14 protein-coding genes and 1 pseudogene are annotated in these 16911 nt (G+C 66.1%); 4 read left to right on the top strand and 11 right to left on the bottom strand.

The genetic code is table 11. From position 1 onward, the window contains the following. Window positions 1–147 precede the first annotated feature (147 nt). From OCGS_RS04405 to OCGS_RS04385, 5 genes are all read right to left on the bottom strand, one after another. Window positions 148–1032: an endonuclease/exonuclease/phosphatase family protein gene (locus tag OCGS_RS04405; RefSeq protein WP_007426030.1), complete on the bottom strand. Its 885-nt coding sequence runs from the start codon at window positions 1030–1032 to the stop codon at window positions 148–150. Further along, window positions 1029–2117 carry an ABC transporter ATP-binding protein gene (locus OCGS_RS04400; RefSeq protein ID WP_007426029.1) on the bottom strand — a complete coding sequence of 363 codons (1089 nt, stop codon included), beginning with the start codon at window positions 2115–2117 and terminating at the stop codon, window positions 1029–1031. The genes OCGS_RS04405 and OCGS_RS04400 overlap by 4 nt, the downstream gene beginning before the upstream one ends. A 69-nt stretch (window positions 2118–2186) precedes the next feature. Further along, window positions 2187–2966 (bottom strand): SDR family oxidoreductase, encoded by a 780-nt coding sequence (locus tag OCGS_RS04395; RefSeq protein WP_040610525.1) that lies wholly within the window; start codon window positions 2964–2966, stop codon window positions 2187–2189. A gap of 63 nt (window positions 2967–3029) precedes the next feature. Then, the gene (locus tag OCGS_RS04390; protein ID WP_007426027.1) at window positions 3030–3449 is read right to left on the bottom strand and encodes a cupin domain-containing protein; all 420 of its coding nucleotides are present in this window, start codon (window positions 3447–3449) and stop codon (window positions 3030–3032) included. A 73-nt stretch (window positions 3450–3522) separates the two neighbouring features. Beyond that, window positions 3523–3900, bottom strand: coding sequence for a nuclear transport factor 2 family protein (locus OCGS_RS04385; RefSeq protein WP_007426026.1), 378 nt, complete (start codon window positions 3898–3900; stop codon window positions 3523–3525). Between the two features lie 105 nt (window positions 3901–4005). On the opposite strand from OCGS_RS04385, the pseudogene OCGS_RS04380 reads away from it, so the two are divergent. Beyond that, window positions 4006–5615: pseudogene (locus tag OCGS_RS04380) on the top strand (peptide chain release factor 3). A 52-nt stretch (window positions 5616–5667) separates the two neighbouring features. On the opposite strand, the gene OCGS_RS15410 reads toward OCGS_RS04380, so the two are convergent. Then, window positions 5668–6741 carry a VPLPA-CTERM sorting domain-containing protein gene (locus tag OCGS_RS15410; protein WP_083848194.1) on the bottom strand — a complete coding sequence of 358 codons (1074 nt, stop codon included), beginning with the start codon at window positions 6739–6741 and terminating at the stop codon, window positions 5668–5670. A 236-nt stretch (window positions 6742–6977) separates the two neighbouring features. On the opposite strand from OCGS_RS15410, the gene OCGS_RS04370 reads away from it, so the two are divergent. The 3 genes from OCGS_RS04370 (at window position 6978) to OCGS_RS04360 (ending at window position 10754) form a co-directional block, all read left to right on the top strand. After that, window positions 6978–8504: a tetratricopeptide repeat protein gene (locus OCGS_RS04370; RefSeq protein ID WP_007426022.1), complete on the top strand. Its 1527-nt coding sequence runs from the start codon at window positions 6978–6980 to the stop codon at window positions 8502–8504. A gap of 147 nt (window positions 8505–8651) precedes the next feature. Then, the gene (locus tag OCGS_RS04365) at window positions 8652–10082 is read left to right on the top strand and encodes a DEAD/DEAH box helicase (RefSeq protein WP_007426021.1); all 1431 of its coding nucleotides are present in this window, start codon (window positions 8652–8654) and stop codon (window positions 10080–10082) included. Between the two features lie 9 nt (window positions 10083–10091). Next, window positions 10092–10754, top strand: coding sequence for a hypothetical protein (locus OCGS_RS04360; protein WP_007426020.1), 663 nt, complete (start codon window positions 10092–10094; stop codon window positions 10752–10754). Here OCGS_RS04360 and OCGS_RS04355 read toward each other — a convergent pair. Genes OCGS_RS04355 through OCGS_RS04335 form a run of 5 tightly spaced genes read right to left on the bottom strand, consistent with a single transcriptional unit; the run spans window position 10738 to window position 16910 of the window. Further along, a complete protein-coding gene (locus OCGS_RS04355; protein WP_007426019.1) occupies window positions 10738–12405 on the bottom strand; it encodes a ribonuclease J in 1668 nt (555 codons plus the stop codon). The genes OCGS_RS04360 and OCGS_RS04355 overlap by 17 nt on opposite strands. Then, window positions 12402–13181 (bottom strand): type III pantothenate kinase, encoded by a 780-nt coding sequence (locus tag OCGS_RS04350; RefSeq protein ID WP_007426018.1) that lies wholly within the window; start codon window positions 13179–13181, stop codon window positions 12402–12404. Before OCGS_RS04350 ends, OCGS_RS04355 begins: the two co-directional genes overlap by 4 nt. Next, window positions 13181–13927 (bottom strand): biotin--[acetyl-CoA-carboxylase] ligase, encoded by a 747-nt coding sequence (locus OCGS_RS04345; RefSeq protein WP_007426017.1) that lies wholly within the window; start codon window positions 13925–13927, stop codon window positions 13181–13183. The genes OCGS_RS04350 and OCGS_RS04345 overlap by 1 nt, the downstream gene beginning before the upstream one ends. Next, window positions 13917–15356, bottom strand: a complete 1440-nt coding sequence (gene nuoN / locus OCGS_RS04340) for an NADH-quinone oxidoreductase subunit NuoN (RefSeq protein WP_007426016.1) — start codon at window positions 15354–15356, stop codon at window positions 13917–13919. Before nuoN ends, OCGS_RS04345 begins: the two co-directional genes overlap by 11 nt. A gap of 12 nt (window positions 15357–15368) precedes the next feature. Further along, on the bottom strand, window positions 15369–16910 hold the full coding sequence (locus OCGS_RS04335) for an NADH-quinone oxidoreductase subunit M (protein ID WP_007426015.1): 1542 nt from the start codon (window positions 16908–16910) through the stop codon (window positions 15369–15371). Window position 16911 lies beyond the last annotated feature (1 nt).

Here is a 16911-nt window from a genome sequence, read left to right as displayed (position 1 = left end):
CTCTTATCGTCCTATGAGCAGAGGCTCTTTCCAGACGGTACCATGGAAGTATGAGCTGGAGAACGTCCGATTCCGGTCCCGTCCGCTCCGCCATTTTCCCTTGCGTTCCGGTCGATTGCCCCTCGCGTGCTCGGCGGCAGGTGTGCTTTATTCTTCGGTCGCCGTGACGACCAATCCCCAATGGTCCGACCCGAGAGGCGGGCGGGTCGCTGCACGGCCGGTTCCGCCGGGCAGCAGGATGTTGTCGATGGCGACGGGCGCAACGCTCCGCACGCGGAAGGTATGGAGCGGCGCGCCGGCGCGGGCGGTGCCGGTCGCCCGCGCGATGGACCGGACCGCCCAGGACCACGGCACCATGTTGAAATCGCCCGCGACGATCACCGGACGGTCCAGCGTTTCCAGCCAGGGCAGCAGGTCCGCGACCTGGCGGGCCTGACGGGCGGGCCAGGGCCAGTGCAGATGCACCGACACGATCCAGAGCGGGCCGGCGGGGCTTTGCACGCGCAGGGCGGCGGCCCCCGGCCCGCAGGCACGATCGAGCACCGGCCAATGCGTGGCGATCGCCTCGCCGCCCACGGTATCGCTGACGCAACGGTGCCACGATGGCAGCGCGGCCGAGATCTGCTGGCGCAGGCTGGCGTTGTCGTCGTCGATCTCCTGCAAGGTCACGATGTCGGGCCGCAGGGCGAGGATGTCGTTGGCCAGTGCCGTGGTGTCCCGCAGGCGGAAGGACATGTTCTTCTGATAGACCGTCGGCCCGACGGCCCGGCCCGCCACCTGTAGCCAGCCCGCCGATGTCGTCGCGGCAATCGCAAGCAGCACCGCCCCCAGCGACAGCGCCGCGCGCAAACGCACAGCATGGCGCAGGACGAAGGCACCGATCCAGATCAGCCCGGCCACGACCAGCCAGATGCGCGCGACGGCCAGCGAATCGCCCGCCGGATGCAGACGCCCGCCGAACCCGGCCAGCAGCAGCGTCAGGATCGCGGCGATGCCGGCCCAGAAGACCGCGCGCGGACGGGGACGCGTCATTTGCGGGGAAAGACGAAGCAGCGGTCGCGGCGGATCATCAGCCACAGCGGGGTTCCCGGCTTGGGCAGGAACACCGAAGGGACCGTCGCGCTCATCCGCGATCCGTCCTGATCCAGCCGGAACTCGACCAGGCTTTCCTTGCCGATGAAACGCGATCGCACGACGATCGCGCGGGCGGGCGTGCCGTCCTGCGGGGTAGGCAACGGGCCGCGGCCTTCGCGGTCGAAGTCGATGCGCACATGCTGCGGACGGATGACGATATCGACGACCGTGCCGTCCTGCACGCCGCCCGGCACCAGAAAGCGGCCGAACGGCGTTTCGGTCAGCGCACCGTTCACCTCGCCCGTGATGACATTGATGTCGCTGAAGAACGCTGCCGCCTCGCGGTCTGCGGGGTTGTTGTAGACGTTGTAGGGCGCGCCGCGCTGGACGATCCGCCCGCCGCGCATCAGCGCAATCTCGTCCGCCATGCGCAGCGCCTCCTCGGGTTCATGCGTGACCAGCAGGACGGCGGTGCCCTCTTCCTTCAGCACGGCAAGCGTTTCGTCCCGGATGCCGTCGCGCAGGCGGTTGTCGAGGCCCGAGAACGGCTCGTCCATCAGCATGACGCGCGGACGGGGTGCGATGGCGCGGACCAGCGCCACGCGCTGCTGCTCGCCCCCCGACAATTCGTGCGGGAACGCCGCGGCGTGGCTGTCCAGATGCACGCGTTCCAGCAATTCGCGCACGCGCGCCTGCCGCTGCGCCCTGGGGCCGCGCAGCCCGAAGCCCACATTGTCGGCCACCGACAGATGCGGGAACAGGGCGAAGTCCTGGAACATCAGCCCGACCGACCGTTCCTCGGGCGGGACGCGCCGGCCCTCCCCCGTGACCACGCGGCCATCAACGCGGACGGTGCCGGTATCGGGCCAGTCCACCCCGGCGACGATGCGCAGCGTCGTGGACTTGCCGCAGCCCGACGGCCCCAGCAGGCACAGCACCTGCCCCGCAGCGACGCTGAGCGTGACGTCGCGCACGACCGGCCGGCCCTGAAAGGCCCGGCCGAGGCCGTCTATCTGCAGCCGGACGGCGGATTGCGATGACATGGCGAGAAGTCCGACCCTTTGCGTCGGGGATCGCCTAGCAGCACCGTGCCGCGACCTCAACCGCGCGGGTCAGATCGTGGCATTGGTGGCGCCGCCATCCAGCAGCACGTTCTGCCCCACCATGAACCCTGCATGCACGGAACAGACAAAAGCGCAGACCGCGCCGAAATCGTCCGGGCTGCCATAGCGCCGCGCGGGGATCGTCGCTTGCCGCCGCGCGCGCGCCTCGTCGCGGTCGATGCCCTCCGCGTCCATCACGCCCTTGTCCAGCGATGCGGCACGGTCGGTGTCGTGGATGCCGGGCAGCAGGTTGTTGATCGTCACCCCGTGCGGCGCCACCTGCCGCGACGTGCCCGCGACATAGCCGGTCAGTCCCGCGCGGGCGGAATTGGACAGCCCCAGCGCCGGAATGGGCGCCTTGACGGATTGCGAGGTGATGTTGACCACCCTGCCCCAACCCCGGTCGATCATCGCGGGCAGGCAGCCCTTCATCAGCGCGATGGGGGCCAGCATGTTGGCATCGAGCGCCCTGATGAAGTCGTCGCGCGTCCAGTCCGACCACCTGCCCGGCGGCGGGCCGCCTGCATTGGTGACAAGGATGTCCGGATCGGCGGCGATGTCGAGAATCCGCGCCTGCCCGTCGCCCGTGGTCACGTCGCAGGCGACCGTCTCGACCGATACGCCGAATTCGTCGCGGATGGCCTCGGCCGCCCGTTCCAACGCGTCGGCACCGCGCGCGTTCATCACCAGATCGCAGCCCGCCGCCGCCAGCGCCCGCGCGCAGCCCAGCCCCAGCCCCTTCGACGATGCCGTCACCAACGCCCGCCTGCCCGATATGCCCAGATCCATCGCCATCCCCGATCCCGTTTCGCCCCAGCGCTAGCACCTGCGCCGCCCCCGGAAAAGGCGAAGCTAGATGACAGCTGGATCGCGTGGCGGGGAAAAGCGATAATCGACCTCATCGAAGCGGTCGGCTGGGAAGACGTAGAAGAACCTCAGACCGCCCTGCCCCGCGACAGCCGAATGTTCCGCATCTCCCGGAATATAGACCGCCACGCCGGAAGAGATGAGATGCCTGGCTCCGTCGATCAGCACCACGCCATTCCCCTCGATACCGAAATAGATTTCGGGCGGCGAATGGCGATGCGCGTTCAGTGTGCCGCCTGGGCCGAGGATTGCCATACCGGCAACCATTCCGGCACTGGGAGTGCGGTCCGCGCTGACCAGCGTGCGCCACAGGACGGAACCGAAGGCAGGGTCGCCACCCTTGTCCGGGCATGAGGCGGCATCGACAGCAAAGCCCGCAGGAACGGATTTGCCGACGGGCGTCATCGCATGTCCTCTGCCGCATTCCTCGACACTTCGGGCGGCCGCCGACGACCTTTCGTGTGATCGGGCCAGCTTCTCACTCGTCCACCGCATAGAAGAATTCTTCCCGCACGATCCGGCCGTTCTCGACATGGTAGACCCCGATTTCCTGCATCCGCATGCGTTTGCCGCTGTCGTTGTCGGTGGCGTCCACGTCGAACATTGCCGCGAACCGGTCGTCGCCGTGCCAGAACGGGCCGGTCACGGATAACGAATGTTCGGTCATCGCTCTGTCCCACCAATCGTGCTTGCCGCGGATCCCGTCCAGCCCATGCGTTTCGCGTCCGTTGCCCATGTCGGCCGCTTCGACCGACACGGCGTCGGGCGCATATAGCCGGTCGAGATTGCGGCGCACCGCCGGACCGCCCTCGCGGCACCCATCCACCAGCGCCTGCGCAATTTCCTTCAGTTCCATCGCGTGCCCTCCCTAATGTTCTATGTATGTTCGCACTATTGTCACCTCGGCGCCTTCCGGCAAGCGCCGATTGCGCGGGCGGGACGCAGGACTTATATCGCACCGATGCCCGATACCCTGCACCAGAACCGCCCCGCCCTGCCGCCCCAGATTGCGCGCCGGCGGACCTTCGCCATCATCAGCCACCCCGATGCCGGCAAGACCACCCTGACCGAAAAGTTCCTGCTGTTAGGCGGCGCCATCCAGATGGCGGGCCAGGTGCGCGCCAAGGGCGAGGCGCGGCGCACGCGGTCGGACTTCATGCAGATGGAAAAGGATCGCGGCATTTCCGTCAGCGCATCGGCCATGTCGTTCGATTTCCGCGATTATCGCTTCAATCTTGTGGACACGCCCGGCCACTCGGACTTCTCCGAAGATACCTATCGCACGCTGACGGCCGTGGATGCCGCCGTCATGGTGATCGACGGGGCCAAGGGCGTCGAATCCCAGACACGCAAGCTGTTCGAGGTGTGCCGCCTGCGCGACCTGCCGATCCTGACCTTCTGCAACAAGATGGACCGCGAATCCCGCGACACGTTCGAGATCATCGACGAGATCCAGGAAAACCTGGCCATCGACGTGACGCCCGCCTCGTGGCCCATCGGGCGGGGCGGGACTTCATCGGCTGCTACGACATGCTGCACGACCGGCTGGAGCTGATGGACCGCGCCGACCGCAACCGTGTTGCCGACAGCATCAAGATCGACGGTCTGGACGATCCCGAACTGGCCCGCCACGTTCCCGCCGACCTGCTGGCCACCCTGCGCGACGAGGTCGAGATGGCGCGCGAATTGCTGCCTGCTTTCGACAGGCGCGCATTTCTCGACGGCACGCTGACGCCCATCTGGTTCGGCAGCGCGATCAACAGCTTCGGCGTTCGCGAACTGATGGACGGGATCGGCGAATTCGGGCCCCAGCCCCAGCCGCAGAAGGCCCAGCCGCGCCAGATCGCGCCCGAGGAAGACGCCGTGACCGGCTTCGTCTTCAAGGTGCAGGCCAACATGGACCCCAAGCACCGCGACCGCGTGGCTTTCGTGCGGCTGGCTTCCGGGCATTTCGAGCGGGGCATGAAGCTGACGCATGTGCGGTCGAAAAAGCCGATGGCGATCACCAATCCGGTGCTGTTCCTGGCCGCCGACCGCGAACTTGCGGACGAAGCCTGGGCCGGCGACATCATGGGCATCCCCAATCACGGCCAGTTGCGTATCGGCGATACGCTGACCGAAGGCGAGGCCTTGCGCGTCTCGGGCATTCCGTCCTTCGCGCCCGAGTTGCTTCAGGTTTGCCGGGCGGGCGATCCGATGAAGTCGAAACATCTGGAAAAGGCGCTGACCCAATTCGCCGAGGAAGGCGCCGCGAAGGTGTTTCGCCCGATGCTCGGGTCAGGGTTCATCGTCGGCGTCGTAGGCGCCTTGCAATTCGAGGTTCTGGCCAGCCGGATCGAGCTGGAATACGGCCTGCCCGTCCGGTTCGAGCCGTCGCAATTCACCTCGGCCCGCTGGGTGTCGGGCCCTGCGGAGGCCGTCGATGCCTTCGTGAAGGTCAACAAGGGCCATGTCGCCCATGACAGCGACGGCGATCTTGTCTATCTGACGCGCCTGCAATGGGATATCGACCGGATCGGCCGCGATCATCCCGAGGTGCAACTGACCGCCACCAAGGAAATGATGGTCTGAAAAAGAAAAAGCCCCCATTGTCTGGGGGCCTTCCGTCGGCCTTTCGGCGATCCTAAGGCTTGCGGCGGCGGAACGCGGCCAGCGCGCCGAACCCGCCAAGCATCAGCCAGCCAGCAGCGGGCAGCGGAATGACCGGGGCCGTCGTGTCGCCGAAACTGTCCGTCTCGCGTGCCACGATGCCGCCATCGACCAGCGCATAGGTCGGGAAGGTCGAAGCGCCAGCGGCGTTGCGCGTGAACGTCACGTCGAAGGTGAACGTTCTGTCGGTTGCGCGGTCGAAATCGCCCATCGCTTCGGCGCCCGAACAGGTGCCGATATCGGCGCCGGTGCAGACCGCGCTGACGCCGATAACGCCGCCGCCGCCCAGATCGCCCACCGTGACGCTGTTATACTCGGCGAACCCGGCCGAAATTCCTGCGGTCACCGCAGCAACGATTTCATCGGCATCGGCCCCGCTGGAGAACACCGTGCCGCCCAGATCGGTGATGTCGTCGGCGAAAGCCGATCCGCCAAAGTTGATACCTACCAGATTGACGTTCTTTGCGGCCAGACTGGCGATTACGTCGGCATCCGGTGTGCCTTTGGCCGATGCGTCTCCCAGCACGAAGATGAAGCGGTTTGATCCGGGCCGGAACGACGCGTTGTTCGCCACCAGGTCGATGGCCGTGTTGGACGATTCCGGGAAGTCGAACCCGCCATCGGGGTCGCCCAGATTGACCTGCGCAGCAATGGCCGTCGTGGTGATCGAGTCGTTGGTGTTCAGATCCGAGCGGATCGCGTCTGAAAGCAGCGCGCGTTCGCCGAAGACGCCGACGCCCGAGCTGAGATCGCCGAAGGACCGCAGTCCGGTCAGCAGGTCGGCGGCGGCAATCTTGGCGGCCTCGACCTCGTCTCCCATGCTGCCTGTCGTGTCGATCAGGAAAAAGGCGTCGATCAGCGCGTCGGTGGCGCCGGAAGCCTCGATCACTACGGTCTTCTGGATGGTGACGCTTTCCCCGACCGCCAGATCGTCGTTCGTATAGCTCATCGGCGAAATCGTGTCGGCCGCAGCAAGCCCTGCCGCCAGCAGCATCCCCGCCCCGAAGGCGGCTCCGACAGCCGAACGCCTTATTAATTTGATTGTCATGTCCTTCACCCTGAATTTCCCTGTTGGACGCACCAAAAGCCCTCGCAAGCATCAACTTGCGCCTTGCTGCCGCCGGTATCGCGGGTCCGTCCGGGACAGCATACGGAAACGTTAACAGCGAATTGACCTTACGGCAAAGATAACCTTACCCTTGGTCAACATTTCTGAGCCGAGCGGCTGGACGCGCGGCGTGGGTTCGTCCTAGTCTCGATCCATTCAGCAAAAGTTGCCTTGCGATGCACCTTCCGTCGTTCCGCCTGATCCATGTTCTTTTCGTGGCCGCCCTCGGAGGCCCGGCCCTGGGGGCCACGACCGACTTCGACGCCCTGTTCGAGCACGACGGGGCCCCCCCGCCTCGTGCGCTGGCGATCCTGCGGGGCGACGACGGAGTGAACGTCACCGCCCAGATGATCCGTGCCGCGGAACTGGTGGGTCTGGGCAGATCGGCCGAGGCCGAGCCGCTGGCCCGCCGGATCGTCGCCGCGCACCCCGAAAGCGCCGAAGGCTGGCACCTTCTGGGAATGGCGCTTGCCAATCTCGACCGCGGCGACGAGGCTATCGCTGCGTTGACCAAGGCGGCGGCGCTTTATACGCAAAGCGCCGAACCCCTCGTGACCATCGGCGAGCTGCGTCTGTTGCAGGGAAACCGGGACGCGGCCGAGGCTGCGTGGGCCGAGGCCCTGGCGCGTGACCCGAACCAATGGCGCGCAACTGAAAATCTGGCCCTTCTAGCCGAGCGGGACGCCAACGTTGCAAAAGCTATCCAGCTTTACGAAGAAGCGCGCGCCGACGCTCCTCCTGACAGACTGTTTCCATCGCTGCGTCTTGCCAAGCTGCATCTTGACAGGGGTGAAGGCGATGTCGCGGTGGCGATCCTCGACACGGCGACGGCCGGGGATCCCGACAGCCCCGAGGCGTGGGCCGCACTGGGACATGTCAACGCCGCGATCGGTCGCCCCAAGGACGCGGCCAAGGCCTTCGCCAAGGCCCGGAGCCTCGCGCCCGATGCGCCCGAACTCTATCTTCTCCAGGCCCGCGCCGAAGCGGAATCAGGCGAACTCGACGCGGCCACCGCAACCCTGACCGCAGCGGCCGTACGATTTCCCCGCCGGACACCGATCGTCCTCGATCTTGGCAAGATGCTGGCGGCGCAGGGACGGTTCGGCGACGCGCTGACTGTCTATCGCAACGCATTGGATGATACTCCCGACGAAGTCGAGCTTTCGCGCGGCGCCAGCTTTGCTGCCTATCGCTCGAACGATCTGCCTGCCGCCCGCAGCCATGCGGAAAAGGTGGCGAACGACCCCGCCGCAACCGACCGCGACCGTCTGTGGCTGGCCAGTGTGCAGGAGGCGGCCGGGGACATCGACGCGGCCATCGAGACCTATTCGACACTTGTCGACAACAACCGCGGCGGTTGGATAGCGCAAAACAACCTTGCCGTGCTGTTGACCGAGAGTGATCCATTCCGGGCCGTCGAGCTTGCGCGGAAGGCTGCGGCGCAGGTTCCAGACGAGGTGCAGGTAGCCGACACCCTGGGCTGGGCGAGCTTTCATGCCGATGATCTCGTCACCGCGCGAACCATGTTCGACAAGGTGCTGGCCGCAAAACCGGACGATGCGACGGCGAATTACAGGTTGGGTCGGATATTGATGGCGCAGGGTGAAACCGTGGCGGGACCCGACCGGCTGCGCCGCGCGCTTCAACTCGATCCCGATGCGCCTTTCGCGGACGAAGCCGAAGGCCTGCTCGCCGAACCTTGATCGGGGCGACCACCGGCGGCAGATTGACCTTGACAGGGCGATGCGCTAGTCAGCGTTCATTCGGGAAAGCGCCGTCGCGGACGGCTGGCCATCCGGGCCGTCCCCCAACGCGCGGGCCATGACACGTCCGCAAATCTGCGGATGTACATGACAAAATTCTCTGACCTCAAGCTGGGGCCGAAAGTCCTGCAAGCCATCGACGAGGCGGGCTATACCCAGCCCACCCCGATCCAGGAGGCCGCCATTCCCGCGGCTCTGGACGGCCGCGACGTTCTGGGCATCGCGCAGACCGGCACCGGCAAGACGGCCAGCTTCACCCTGCCGATGATCACCCAGCTTGCCCGCGGGCGCGCCAAGGCGCGCATGCCCCGCAGCCTCGTGCTGTGTCCGACGCGCGAACTGGCCGCGCAGGTGGCCGAGAATTTCGACACCTATTCGGCGCATGTGAAGCTGACCAAGGCGTTGCTGATCGGCGGCGTCAGCTTCAAGGAGCAGGACCAGTTGATCGACCGCGGCGTCGACGTGCTGATCGCGACGCCGGGCCGCCTGCTGGACCATCACGAGCGGGGCAAGCTGCTGCTGAACGATGTCAAGATCATGGTCGTCGACGAGGCCGACCGCATGCTCGACATGGGGTTCATTCCGGATATCGAGCGGATCTTCAACATTCTGCGCCGCCCCTACCAGACGCTGTTCTTCAGTGCCACGATGGCCCCCGAGATCGAGCGCATCACCAACACCTTCCTGACCGATCCGGTCCGCATCGAGGTCGCGCGTCAGGCCACCGCGTCCGAGACGATTTCGCAGGGAGTCGTGCTGTTTAAGGGCAGCCGCAAGGATCGCCAGCCGTCGGAAAAGCGCAATCTTCTGCGCGCGCTGATCGACGCCGAAGGGGCGGCCTGCAAGAACGCCATCATCTTCTGCAACCGCAAGACGGATGTCGATATCGTCGCCAAGTCGCTGGCCAAGTACGGCTATGACGCGGCCCCGATCCACGGCGATCTGGAACAGTCGCAGCGCACGCGGACGCTGGACGGGTTCCGCACCGGCGATCTGCGGTTTCTGGTCGCGTCCGATGTCGCGGCGCGCGGTCTCGACGTGCCGGCGGTCAGCCATGTCTTCAACTTCGACGTGCCCAGCCATGCCGAGGATTACGTGCACCGGATCGGACGGACGGGCCGGGCCGGTCGGGAAGGCAAGGCGATCATGATCTGCACGCCGTCTGACGAAAAGAACCTCGAGGATGTCGAGCGTTTGCTGGGCAAGGAAATCCCGCGTCTTACAAGCCCCATGGGCGATGCGGTGGATGCGCCGTCGGTCGAGACCGCCCCGGCCGAGGACACGGAAAAGCCCCGCCGCAGCCGCACCCGGCGCCGTCCGGCCGATGCCGAAGCGGCCCCCGCGCCCGCGCCATCCCCGCAGGTCGATGAGACCCCACGTCCCGCCGCCGCGCAGGCGGAAGCGCCCCGTTCCGAACGCAAGCCCCGGCACGACCGGAATGGCACCGAGGTTGTCGGCATGGGCGATCACATGCCCGGTTTCATCGAAAAGTCCTTTGCAGAACGCATGGCGGGATAGGCGGGTGACATGCTGCGTCTGCTGGCCACCCTTGCGCTGATTTCGTCCCCGGCTATGGCGGCCGAGCTTTGCCGCGCCGAGGTCAACTCGACCGTGCTGACCATCGACCGTGACGCGCTGCCGCTGGAACCGGCCAGGCCGGGCCTGACCGAACGGCTGACGGCCTGGCCGTCGGGCAGTCTGAACCGTCTGATCGGCCGCCCGCCGGCCTGCGACAGCGAAACGCTGATCGCCTTTCTCAGCCAGGAAGTCGCTGCCGATCAGATCGCGGTTTATTGCCTGCTGCCCGACGAGAAGCTGGGCTTCATCCTTGTGCCGGGCGAGCGTACGTATCGCGGCCGCTGCGCCACGACCACCTGCGACAAGGTGAACGCGGCCAAGGACGGCGCGTTGTCGGTGGCGGGAACGGCGGCCGACATCGCCACGCGCCGCGATGTCGAGGGCGGCGAGACGCGCACCACCGCGATCCTGCATGCGTCGGGGGCGGCGATCCTTTCGGGGTCTGCGGCCAGCGTGGCGACCAGCCTCGGCACCACTGCAGCGAATGTCACCGCGGCGCTTGCGGCCCCGGCCGTCGCGGGGGCGGCCGCGGTCAGCGTCGTCGCCGTCGGCGGTGCCGTCTGGCTTTGCCGCGACGGCGACGCGGCGGCGGACGTCAGCTCAACCGACTGACCACCACCGTCACCTCGGGCTTGCGCCCGATTTCGGTCACGGCCACCTGCCGCGCGACACGCCGCAGCCCGGTGTCGAGCTTGTCGTCGTCCAGCAGCGTCTTGTCGTCGGCGCGTTGCAGGAACTGGCCGAGATCGGCCTCCATCACCTCGGTCAGCGACGCACCGGACACGCCTTTTTCCGGCAGCCCCATCAACTCGACCCACGGATCGCCCAGCGGCGTGTCGTCCTCGTCCATGATCAGCGTCACGACGACATGCCCGTTCAGCGCCATGCGGATACGGTCGCGCACCACGCCGTCCATCGCCCCGATCCGCACCGACCCATCCAGATAGGTGCGCCCCGTCTCGACATATTCGACCACCTCGGGCTTGTTGCCCGACAGCGAGATGCAGGTGCCGTTCGGTGCCAGAACCCCGTCGCGGCCATTGGCCGTGGCCAGCTTGACGTGTTCGCGCAGATGCCGATGTTCGCCGTGCATCGGCACGACCATCTGCGGCCGCGTCAATTCGTGCATCGCCAGCAGGTCGGGACGATTGGCGTGGCCCGATACGTGATACCGGCCGTTATCGTCATCGACGACATCGACGCCCATTTCGGAAAATTGGTTCATCACGCGAATCACCCCCCGCTCGTTGCCGGGGATGGTCTTGGACGAAAAGAGAAACGTATCGCCCTCGGCCATGGTCAGGCCCAGATACTTGCCGCGCGCCAGTTGCGCGCTGGCCGCGCGCCGTTCGCCCTGACTGCCCGTCACGATCAGCATCAAGCTTTCGCGCGGCACTTCACGCGCATCCTCGGGCGAGATCGTGGACGGAAAGTCGGACAGAACCCCGGCCTGAACCGACGTCTCGATCATCCGCCGCATCGCCCGTCCGAGCAGGCAGACCGACCGCCCCGAGGCGATGCCGGCCTGCGCCAGCGTCCGCACCCGTGCGACGTTGCTGGCGAAGGTGGTCGCCACGACCATGCCGGGCTGCTCGGCCACCAGCCGCGCTATCTCGGGGCCGACGGTGCTTTCGCTGCGGCCCTCATGGGGCGAAAAGACATTGGTCGAATCGCAGACCAGCGCCCGAACGCCGTCTTTCGAAACCTGGGCGAACAGCTCGCGGTCGAACGGTTCGCCCACGCCGGGCATGTGGTCGATCTTGAAGTCGCCCGTATGGATCACCCGGCCTTCTGGCGTGTCGATGACCAGCGCCGAGGATTCGGGGATCGAGTGACTGACCGGCAGAAAGCCAACCGTGAACGGACCCGCCGTGACGGTTTCGGGCCATTTGCCGACGACATGCACATTGGCGGGATCGGCGCCCTGCTCCTCCATCTTCCGCACGGCGTTCATCGCGGTGAACTGACGCGCATAGACCGGCGCACGTAGCCTGTCCCACAGATGCCCCAGCGCGCCGACGTGATCCTCGTGCGCATGGGTGATGAAGATCGCCTCGATCCGGTCGCGCCGGTCGGCGAGCCACTGGATATCGGGAAAGATCAGATCGACGCCGGGGCTGGTATCCATGTCGGGGAAGGCGACGCCCAGATCCACGACGATCAGCCGTTCGCGGTCGCGCGGACCATAGCCGTAGACGTAACAGTTCATCCCGATCTCGCCCGCGCCGCCCAGGGGCAGGTAGATCAGCCTATCGTTGCTCATGTGTTCTCAAGTTCCTTGTTGTATCTGTGGATGACGGTCAGCCCGTGCATCGTCAGTTCGTCCTCGAAGGCGTCGAACAACGCCTCGCTCTGCTGGAACAGGGGCGCCAGCCCGCCCGTCGCGATGACGCGCATCGGGCGATCGTAGTCGCCCCGGATGCGCGCCGTGATTTCCTTGATGAGGCCGACATAGCCCCAGAAGATACCCGACTGCATGCAAGCCACCGTGTTCGATCCGATGACGGCCTGCGGCCGGGTGATGTCCACATGCGGCAGCGCCGCCGCGGCGTTGTGCAAAGCCTCGAGGCTCAGGTTCACACCCGGCGCGATCACGCCGCCGATATAGGCGCCGTCGCTCGACACCACGTCGAAGGTCGTCGCCGTGCCAAAATCGACGACGATCAGATCGCCGCCATGTCGGTCGAAGGCCCCCGCCGTGTTGACCAGCCGGTCCGGCCCGATGGTCGTGCCCGCATCGACGCGGGGGTCGGAAGGCAACTGGCATCCCGGTCGCCCGACGACAAGGGGGCGGGTGTTGAAATAGCGATCCGACAGAACCCGCAGGTTGAAGACCACGCGCGGCACGGTCGAGCTGACGATGACCTCGGTGATGTCGCCCTCGATCCCGCGCAGCTTCATCAGCGTCATCAGCCAGACGTAATATTGATCCGCCGTGCGCTGCCATTCGGTCGAGGTGCGCCATGTCGCCACGAACGCTGTCCCGTCCCAGAGGGCGAAGACCGTGTTCGTGTTCCCGCAATCGACCGCCAGCAGCATCAGAAGAACACCTCGGCGGCGGCGATGCGCACCTCGCCCTGGGGGGTTTCCAGAACCAGCCGGCCAGCCTCGTCTATGATCCGGAACCGGCCGCGCGTCTCGCCCTGCGGGGTGCGCGCCGTGATCTCCTCGCCCAGACGCGCCGCGCCGCGCAGCCACTTCTCGCGGATGGGTTGGAAGCCGAGCTGTTCCAGGATCGACTCTTCGGTCGCATAGAATCCGGCCAGCCGCAGCAGGAAGTCCTCGGGCGTGGCGCGCGCACCGGCGTCGGCCAGGCAGATCGGGGGGAAGGCGGCATCGGTCACGCCATCCGGCACCGCCGCCAGATTGACGCCGACCCCGACGATCAGCCAATCCACCGCGCCGCCGCTGCCCGCCGCCTCGAGCAGGATCCCCGCCACCTTGCCACCGTCGAGCAGGACATCGTTGGGCCATTTCAGCCCCAGCCTCGTTCGATCGACGTAAAGCGCCAGCGTTTCATATAGCGCATTCGCGGCCATGAAACTCCGCAAAGCGGCCCATCCCGCCGTTCCGGTCGGCCGCAGGATCAGGCTGGCCGCAAGATTTCCCGCCGGCATCCGCCACACGGTCCCGCGACGGCCGCGCCCGGCCTGCTGTTCTTCGGCCATGATCCATGTCGGTCGGCCCAGTTCGGGCGCCAGACGCGCGGCTTCGGCATTGGTGCTGTCCACCGTCCGCAGGACGATGCGGTCGTATCCTTCCGGCCAGCCCGGCTCAGTTGACAAGGGTCGCCGCCGCGACTGCCGCTGCCCCCTCGATCCCGAAAAGGTTGACGACACCCAGCACCATCGCCCCCGCGGACACCATCAAAAGCCCCCAGAGGACCGGCGATCTGCCGCCGTCCAACGCGTCGGTTTCGACGCCGAAATACATCAGATAGACGATGCGCAGGTAGTAATAGGCCGCGATTGCCGATGCGATGACCCCCAGGATCGCCAGCCAGGTCATCCCGCCCTGAACCGCCGCCGTCAGGACATAGAACTTTCCGAAAAAGCCCACCAGCGGCGGCACCCCGGCCATGCTGAACATCAGCACCAGCACCGCCAGTGCCTTGGCCGGTTCGCGCCGGGAATAGAGGTTCAGCGCGTCGATCCGCACCACCGGGCGTCCGTCCTTTTCCATCGTCAGGATGAAGGCGAAGGTGCCGATGCTCATCGTGACGTAGATCGCCATGTAGACCAGCATCGCCTGCACGCCGAACGCCGTGCCGCTGGCCAGACCCATCAACGCGAAACCCATGTGATTGATCGACGAATAGGCCATCAGCCGCTTGATGTCGGTCTGGCCAATCCCGGCCACGGCGCCCAGGAACATCGACGCCACCGACAGAGCCGCCAGCACCTGCCGCCAGTCGCCCACGACGCCGCCGAACGCATCGTGGACCACGCGCGCGAACAATGCCACGGCCGCGACCTTGGGCGCGGTCGAGAAGAACGCCGTGATCGGCGTCGGCGCGCCCTCATAAACGTCGGGCGTCCACATGTGGAACGGCACGGCGCTGATCTTGAAGGCCAGCCCCGCGACGATGAAGACCAGCCCGAACAACAGCCCCAGCGGTGCCGCGCCCGTTCCCGCCGCCAAAATGATGCCGGGGAAAAGCGTCGTTCCCGCGAACCCATAGGTCAGCGACGCGCCGTAAAGCAGCAAACCCGACGACAGCGCGCCCAACACGAAATACTTCAAGCCCGCCTCGGTCGATTTCACGCTGTCCCGGCGCAGGGCGGCGATGACGTAGAGTGACAGCGATTGCAGCTCCAGCCCCATATAGAGCGCCATCAGATCGCCGGCGCTGACCATCACCATCATGCCGACGACGGCCAGCGTCACCAGCACCGGAAACTCGAACCGCAAAAGGCCCCGGCGTTCCATATAGTCCTGGCTCATCACCAGAACGGCGGCGGCGCTCAGCAGGATCGTCACCTTGGCGAACCGCGCGAACCCGTCGTCGATGAACATGCCGCCGAAGGCGATATTGGTGCCCTGCCCCGCCAGGCCGATCCAGGCGGCGATGACGACGAACAGCGCCGCCGTCAGCCAGACCAGAAACGGGGCCGCACGGTCCTTCGTCGTATAGACCGCGCCCAGCAGGGCGATCATCGCATAGACCGCAAGACCGATCTCGGGCAGCAGCGTGGTGACGTCAGCTGACAGCATGGTTCTCGTTCCTCAGTTCAGCGCCAGGGCGCTTTGCGCGGCGGCGTTGAGCAGCGCCACGTCGTATCCGGCCAGAAGTCGCGCGACCGACGGGCCGATGATGTCGGTTACAAGCGCGGGATAGACGCCCAGCAGGATCGTCATCACCGCCAGCGGCGCGAAGATCGCCTTTTCCCGCCCTGTCAGGTCGGTGATCGACCGCAGCGACTCCTTGATCAGGTCGCCCAGCACGACGCGCCGGTAAAGCCACAGCGCATACCCCGCCGACAGGATCACGCCGCTGGTCGCCACCAGCGCCACCCAGGTATTCGCTTGGAACATCCCCATCAGCGTCAAGAATTCGCCTACGAACCCGCTTGTCCCCGGCAGACCCACATTGGCCATGGTGAACAGCAGGAACACCGCCGCATAGGCCGGCATCCGGTTGGCCAGCCCGCCATAGGCGTCGATGTCGCGGGTATGCATCCGGTCGTAGATGACACCGACGCAAAGGAACAGCGCGCCGGACACGAAACCGTGGCTAATCATCTGGAAGATCGCGCCGTCCAGCCCTTGCTGGTTGGCAACGAAAATCCCGGCCGTCACATAGCCCATATGCGCGACGGACGAATAGGCGATCAGCTTCTTCATGTCCGTCTGCGCCAGCGCGACCAGCGACGTATAGACGATGGCGATCGCGCTCAGCCACAGGACGAACGGCGCCAGCAGATCGGACGCCACCGGAAACATCGGCAGGCTGAACCGGATGAAGCCGTAGCCGCCCAATTTCAAAAGGATCGCCGCCAGCACCACCGACCCGGCGGTGGGCGCCTGAACGTGCGCGTCGGGTAGCCAGGTATGCACCGGCCACATCGGCATCTTCACCGCGAAGGACGCGAAGAAGGCCAGCCAAAGCAGCGTCTGCAACCCGCCCGGCAGGGTGATCGCGCCGATGCCGACCGGCGCCGCGCTGAACGAATGCCCCAGCAGGGCGGGAATGTCCGTGGTGCCCGCGTCGATATACATGGCGATCATCGCCACCAGCATCAGCACCGACCCGAGGAAGGTATAGAGGAAGAACTTGAAGCTGGCATAGATCCGTTCCTTGCCGCCCCAGATCCCGATGATCAGGAACATCGGGATCAGCCCGGCCTCGAAGAACAGGTAGAACAGCACCAGATCCAGCGCCACGAAGACGCCCAGCATCAGCGTTTCCAGCACCAGAAACGCGATCATGTATTCCTTGACGCGGAACGTCACGTCCCAGCACGACAGGATCACCAGCGGCATCAGGAACGTGGTCAGCAGAACGAACAGGACGCTGATGCCATCGACGCCGACCTTGTAGTTGAGGCCCAGCAGCCAGTCGTGCCGTTCGACCATCTGGAAGCCGGCTACCTCGGGGTCGTATTGCGCCAGAACGATCAGCGACAGGACGAAGCTGGCCCCGGTCGCGATCAGCGCCAGCCACTTGGCGTTGCGCTGCGACGCCGCGTCGTCGCCGCGCAGGAACAACGCCAGGATGATCGCGGCAAGCAGCGGGATGAAGGTGACGATCGACAGAAGGCTGTCCATG

Source organism: Oceaniovalibus guishaninsula JLT2003, from assembly GCF_000299575.1.
Classification (GTDB): Bacteria; Pseudomonadota; Alphaproteobacteria; order Rhodobacterales; family Rhodobacteraceae; genus Palleronia; species Palleronia guishaninsula.
This window is presented reverse-complemented; position numbering and strand designations above follow the sequence as displayed.

Bases quoted from the DNA above. Each gene is read 5' to 3' on its own strand.
- OCGS_RS04405 (WP_007426030.1), bottom strand. From the start codon at position 1,032: ATGACGCGTCCCCGTCCGCGCGCGGTCTTCTGGGCCGGCATCGCCGCG.
- OCGS_RS04400 (WP_007426029.1), bottom strand. From the start codon at position 2,117: ATGTCATCGCAATCCGCCGTCCGGCTGCAGATAGACGGCCTCGGCCGG.
- OCGS_RS04395 (WP_040610525.1), bottom strand. From the start codon at position 2,966: ATGGATCTGGGCATATCGGGCAGGCGGGCGTTGGTGACGGCATCGTCG.
- OCGS_RS04390 (WP_007426027.1), bottom strand. From the start codon at position 3,449: ATGACGCCCGTCGGCAAATCCGTTCCTGCGGGCTTTGCTGTCGATGCC.
- OCGS_RS04385 (WP_007426026.1), bottom strand. From the start codon at position 3,900: ATGGAACTGAAGGAAATTGCGCAGGCGCTGGTGGATGGGTGCCGCGAG.
- OCGS_RS15410 (WP_083848194.1), bottom strand. From the start codon at position 6,741: ATGACAATCAAATTAATAAGGCGTTCGGCTGTCGGAGCCGCCTTCGGG.
- OCGS_RS04370 (WP_007426022.1), top strand. From the start codon at position 6,978: ATGCACCTTCCGTCGTTCCGCCTGATCCATGTTCTTTTCGTGGCCGCC.
- OCGS_RS04365 (WP_007426021.1), top strand. From the start codon at position 8,652: ATGACAAAATTCTCTGACCTCAAGCTGGGGCCGAAAGTCCTGCAAGCC.
- OCGS_RS04360 (WP_007426020.1), top strand. From the start codon at position 10,092: ATGCTGCGTCTGCTGGCCACCCTTGCGCTGATTTCGTCCCCGGCTATG.
- OCGS_RS04355 (WP_007426019.1), bottom strand. From the start codon at position 12,405: ATGAGCAACGATAGGCTGATCTACCTGCCCCTGGGCGGCGCGGGCGAG.
- OCGS_RS04350 (WP_007426018.1), bottom strand. From the start codon at position 13,181: ATGCTGCTGGCGGTCGATTGCGGGAACACGAACACGGTCTTCGCCCTC.
- nuoN (WP_007426016.1), bottom strand. From the start codon at position 15,356: ATGCTGTCAGCTGACGTCACCACGCTGCTGCCCGAGATCGGTCTTGCG.
- OCGS_RS04335 (WP_007426015.1), bottom strand. From the start codon at position 16,910: ATGGACAGCCTTCTGTCGATCGTCACCTTCATCCCGCTGCTTGCCGCG.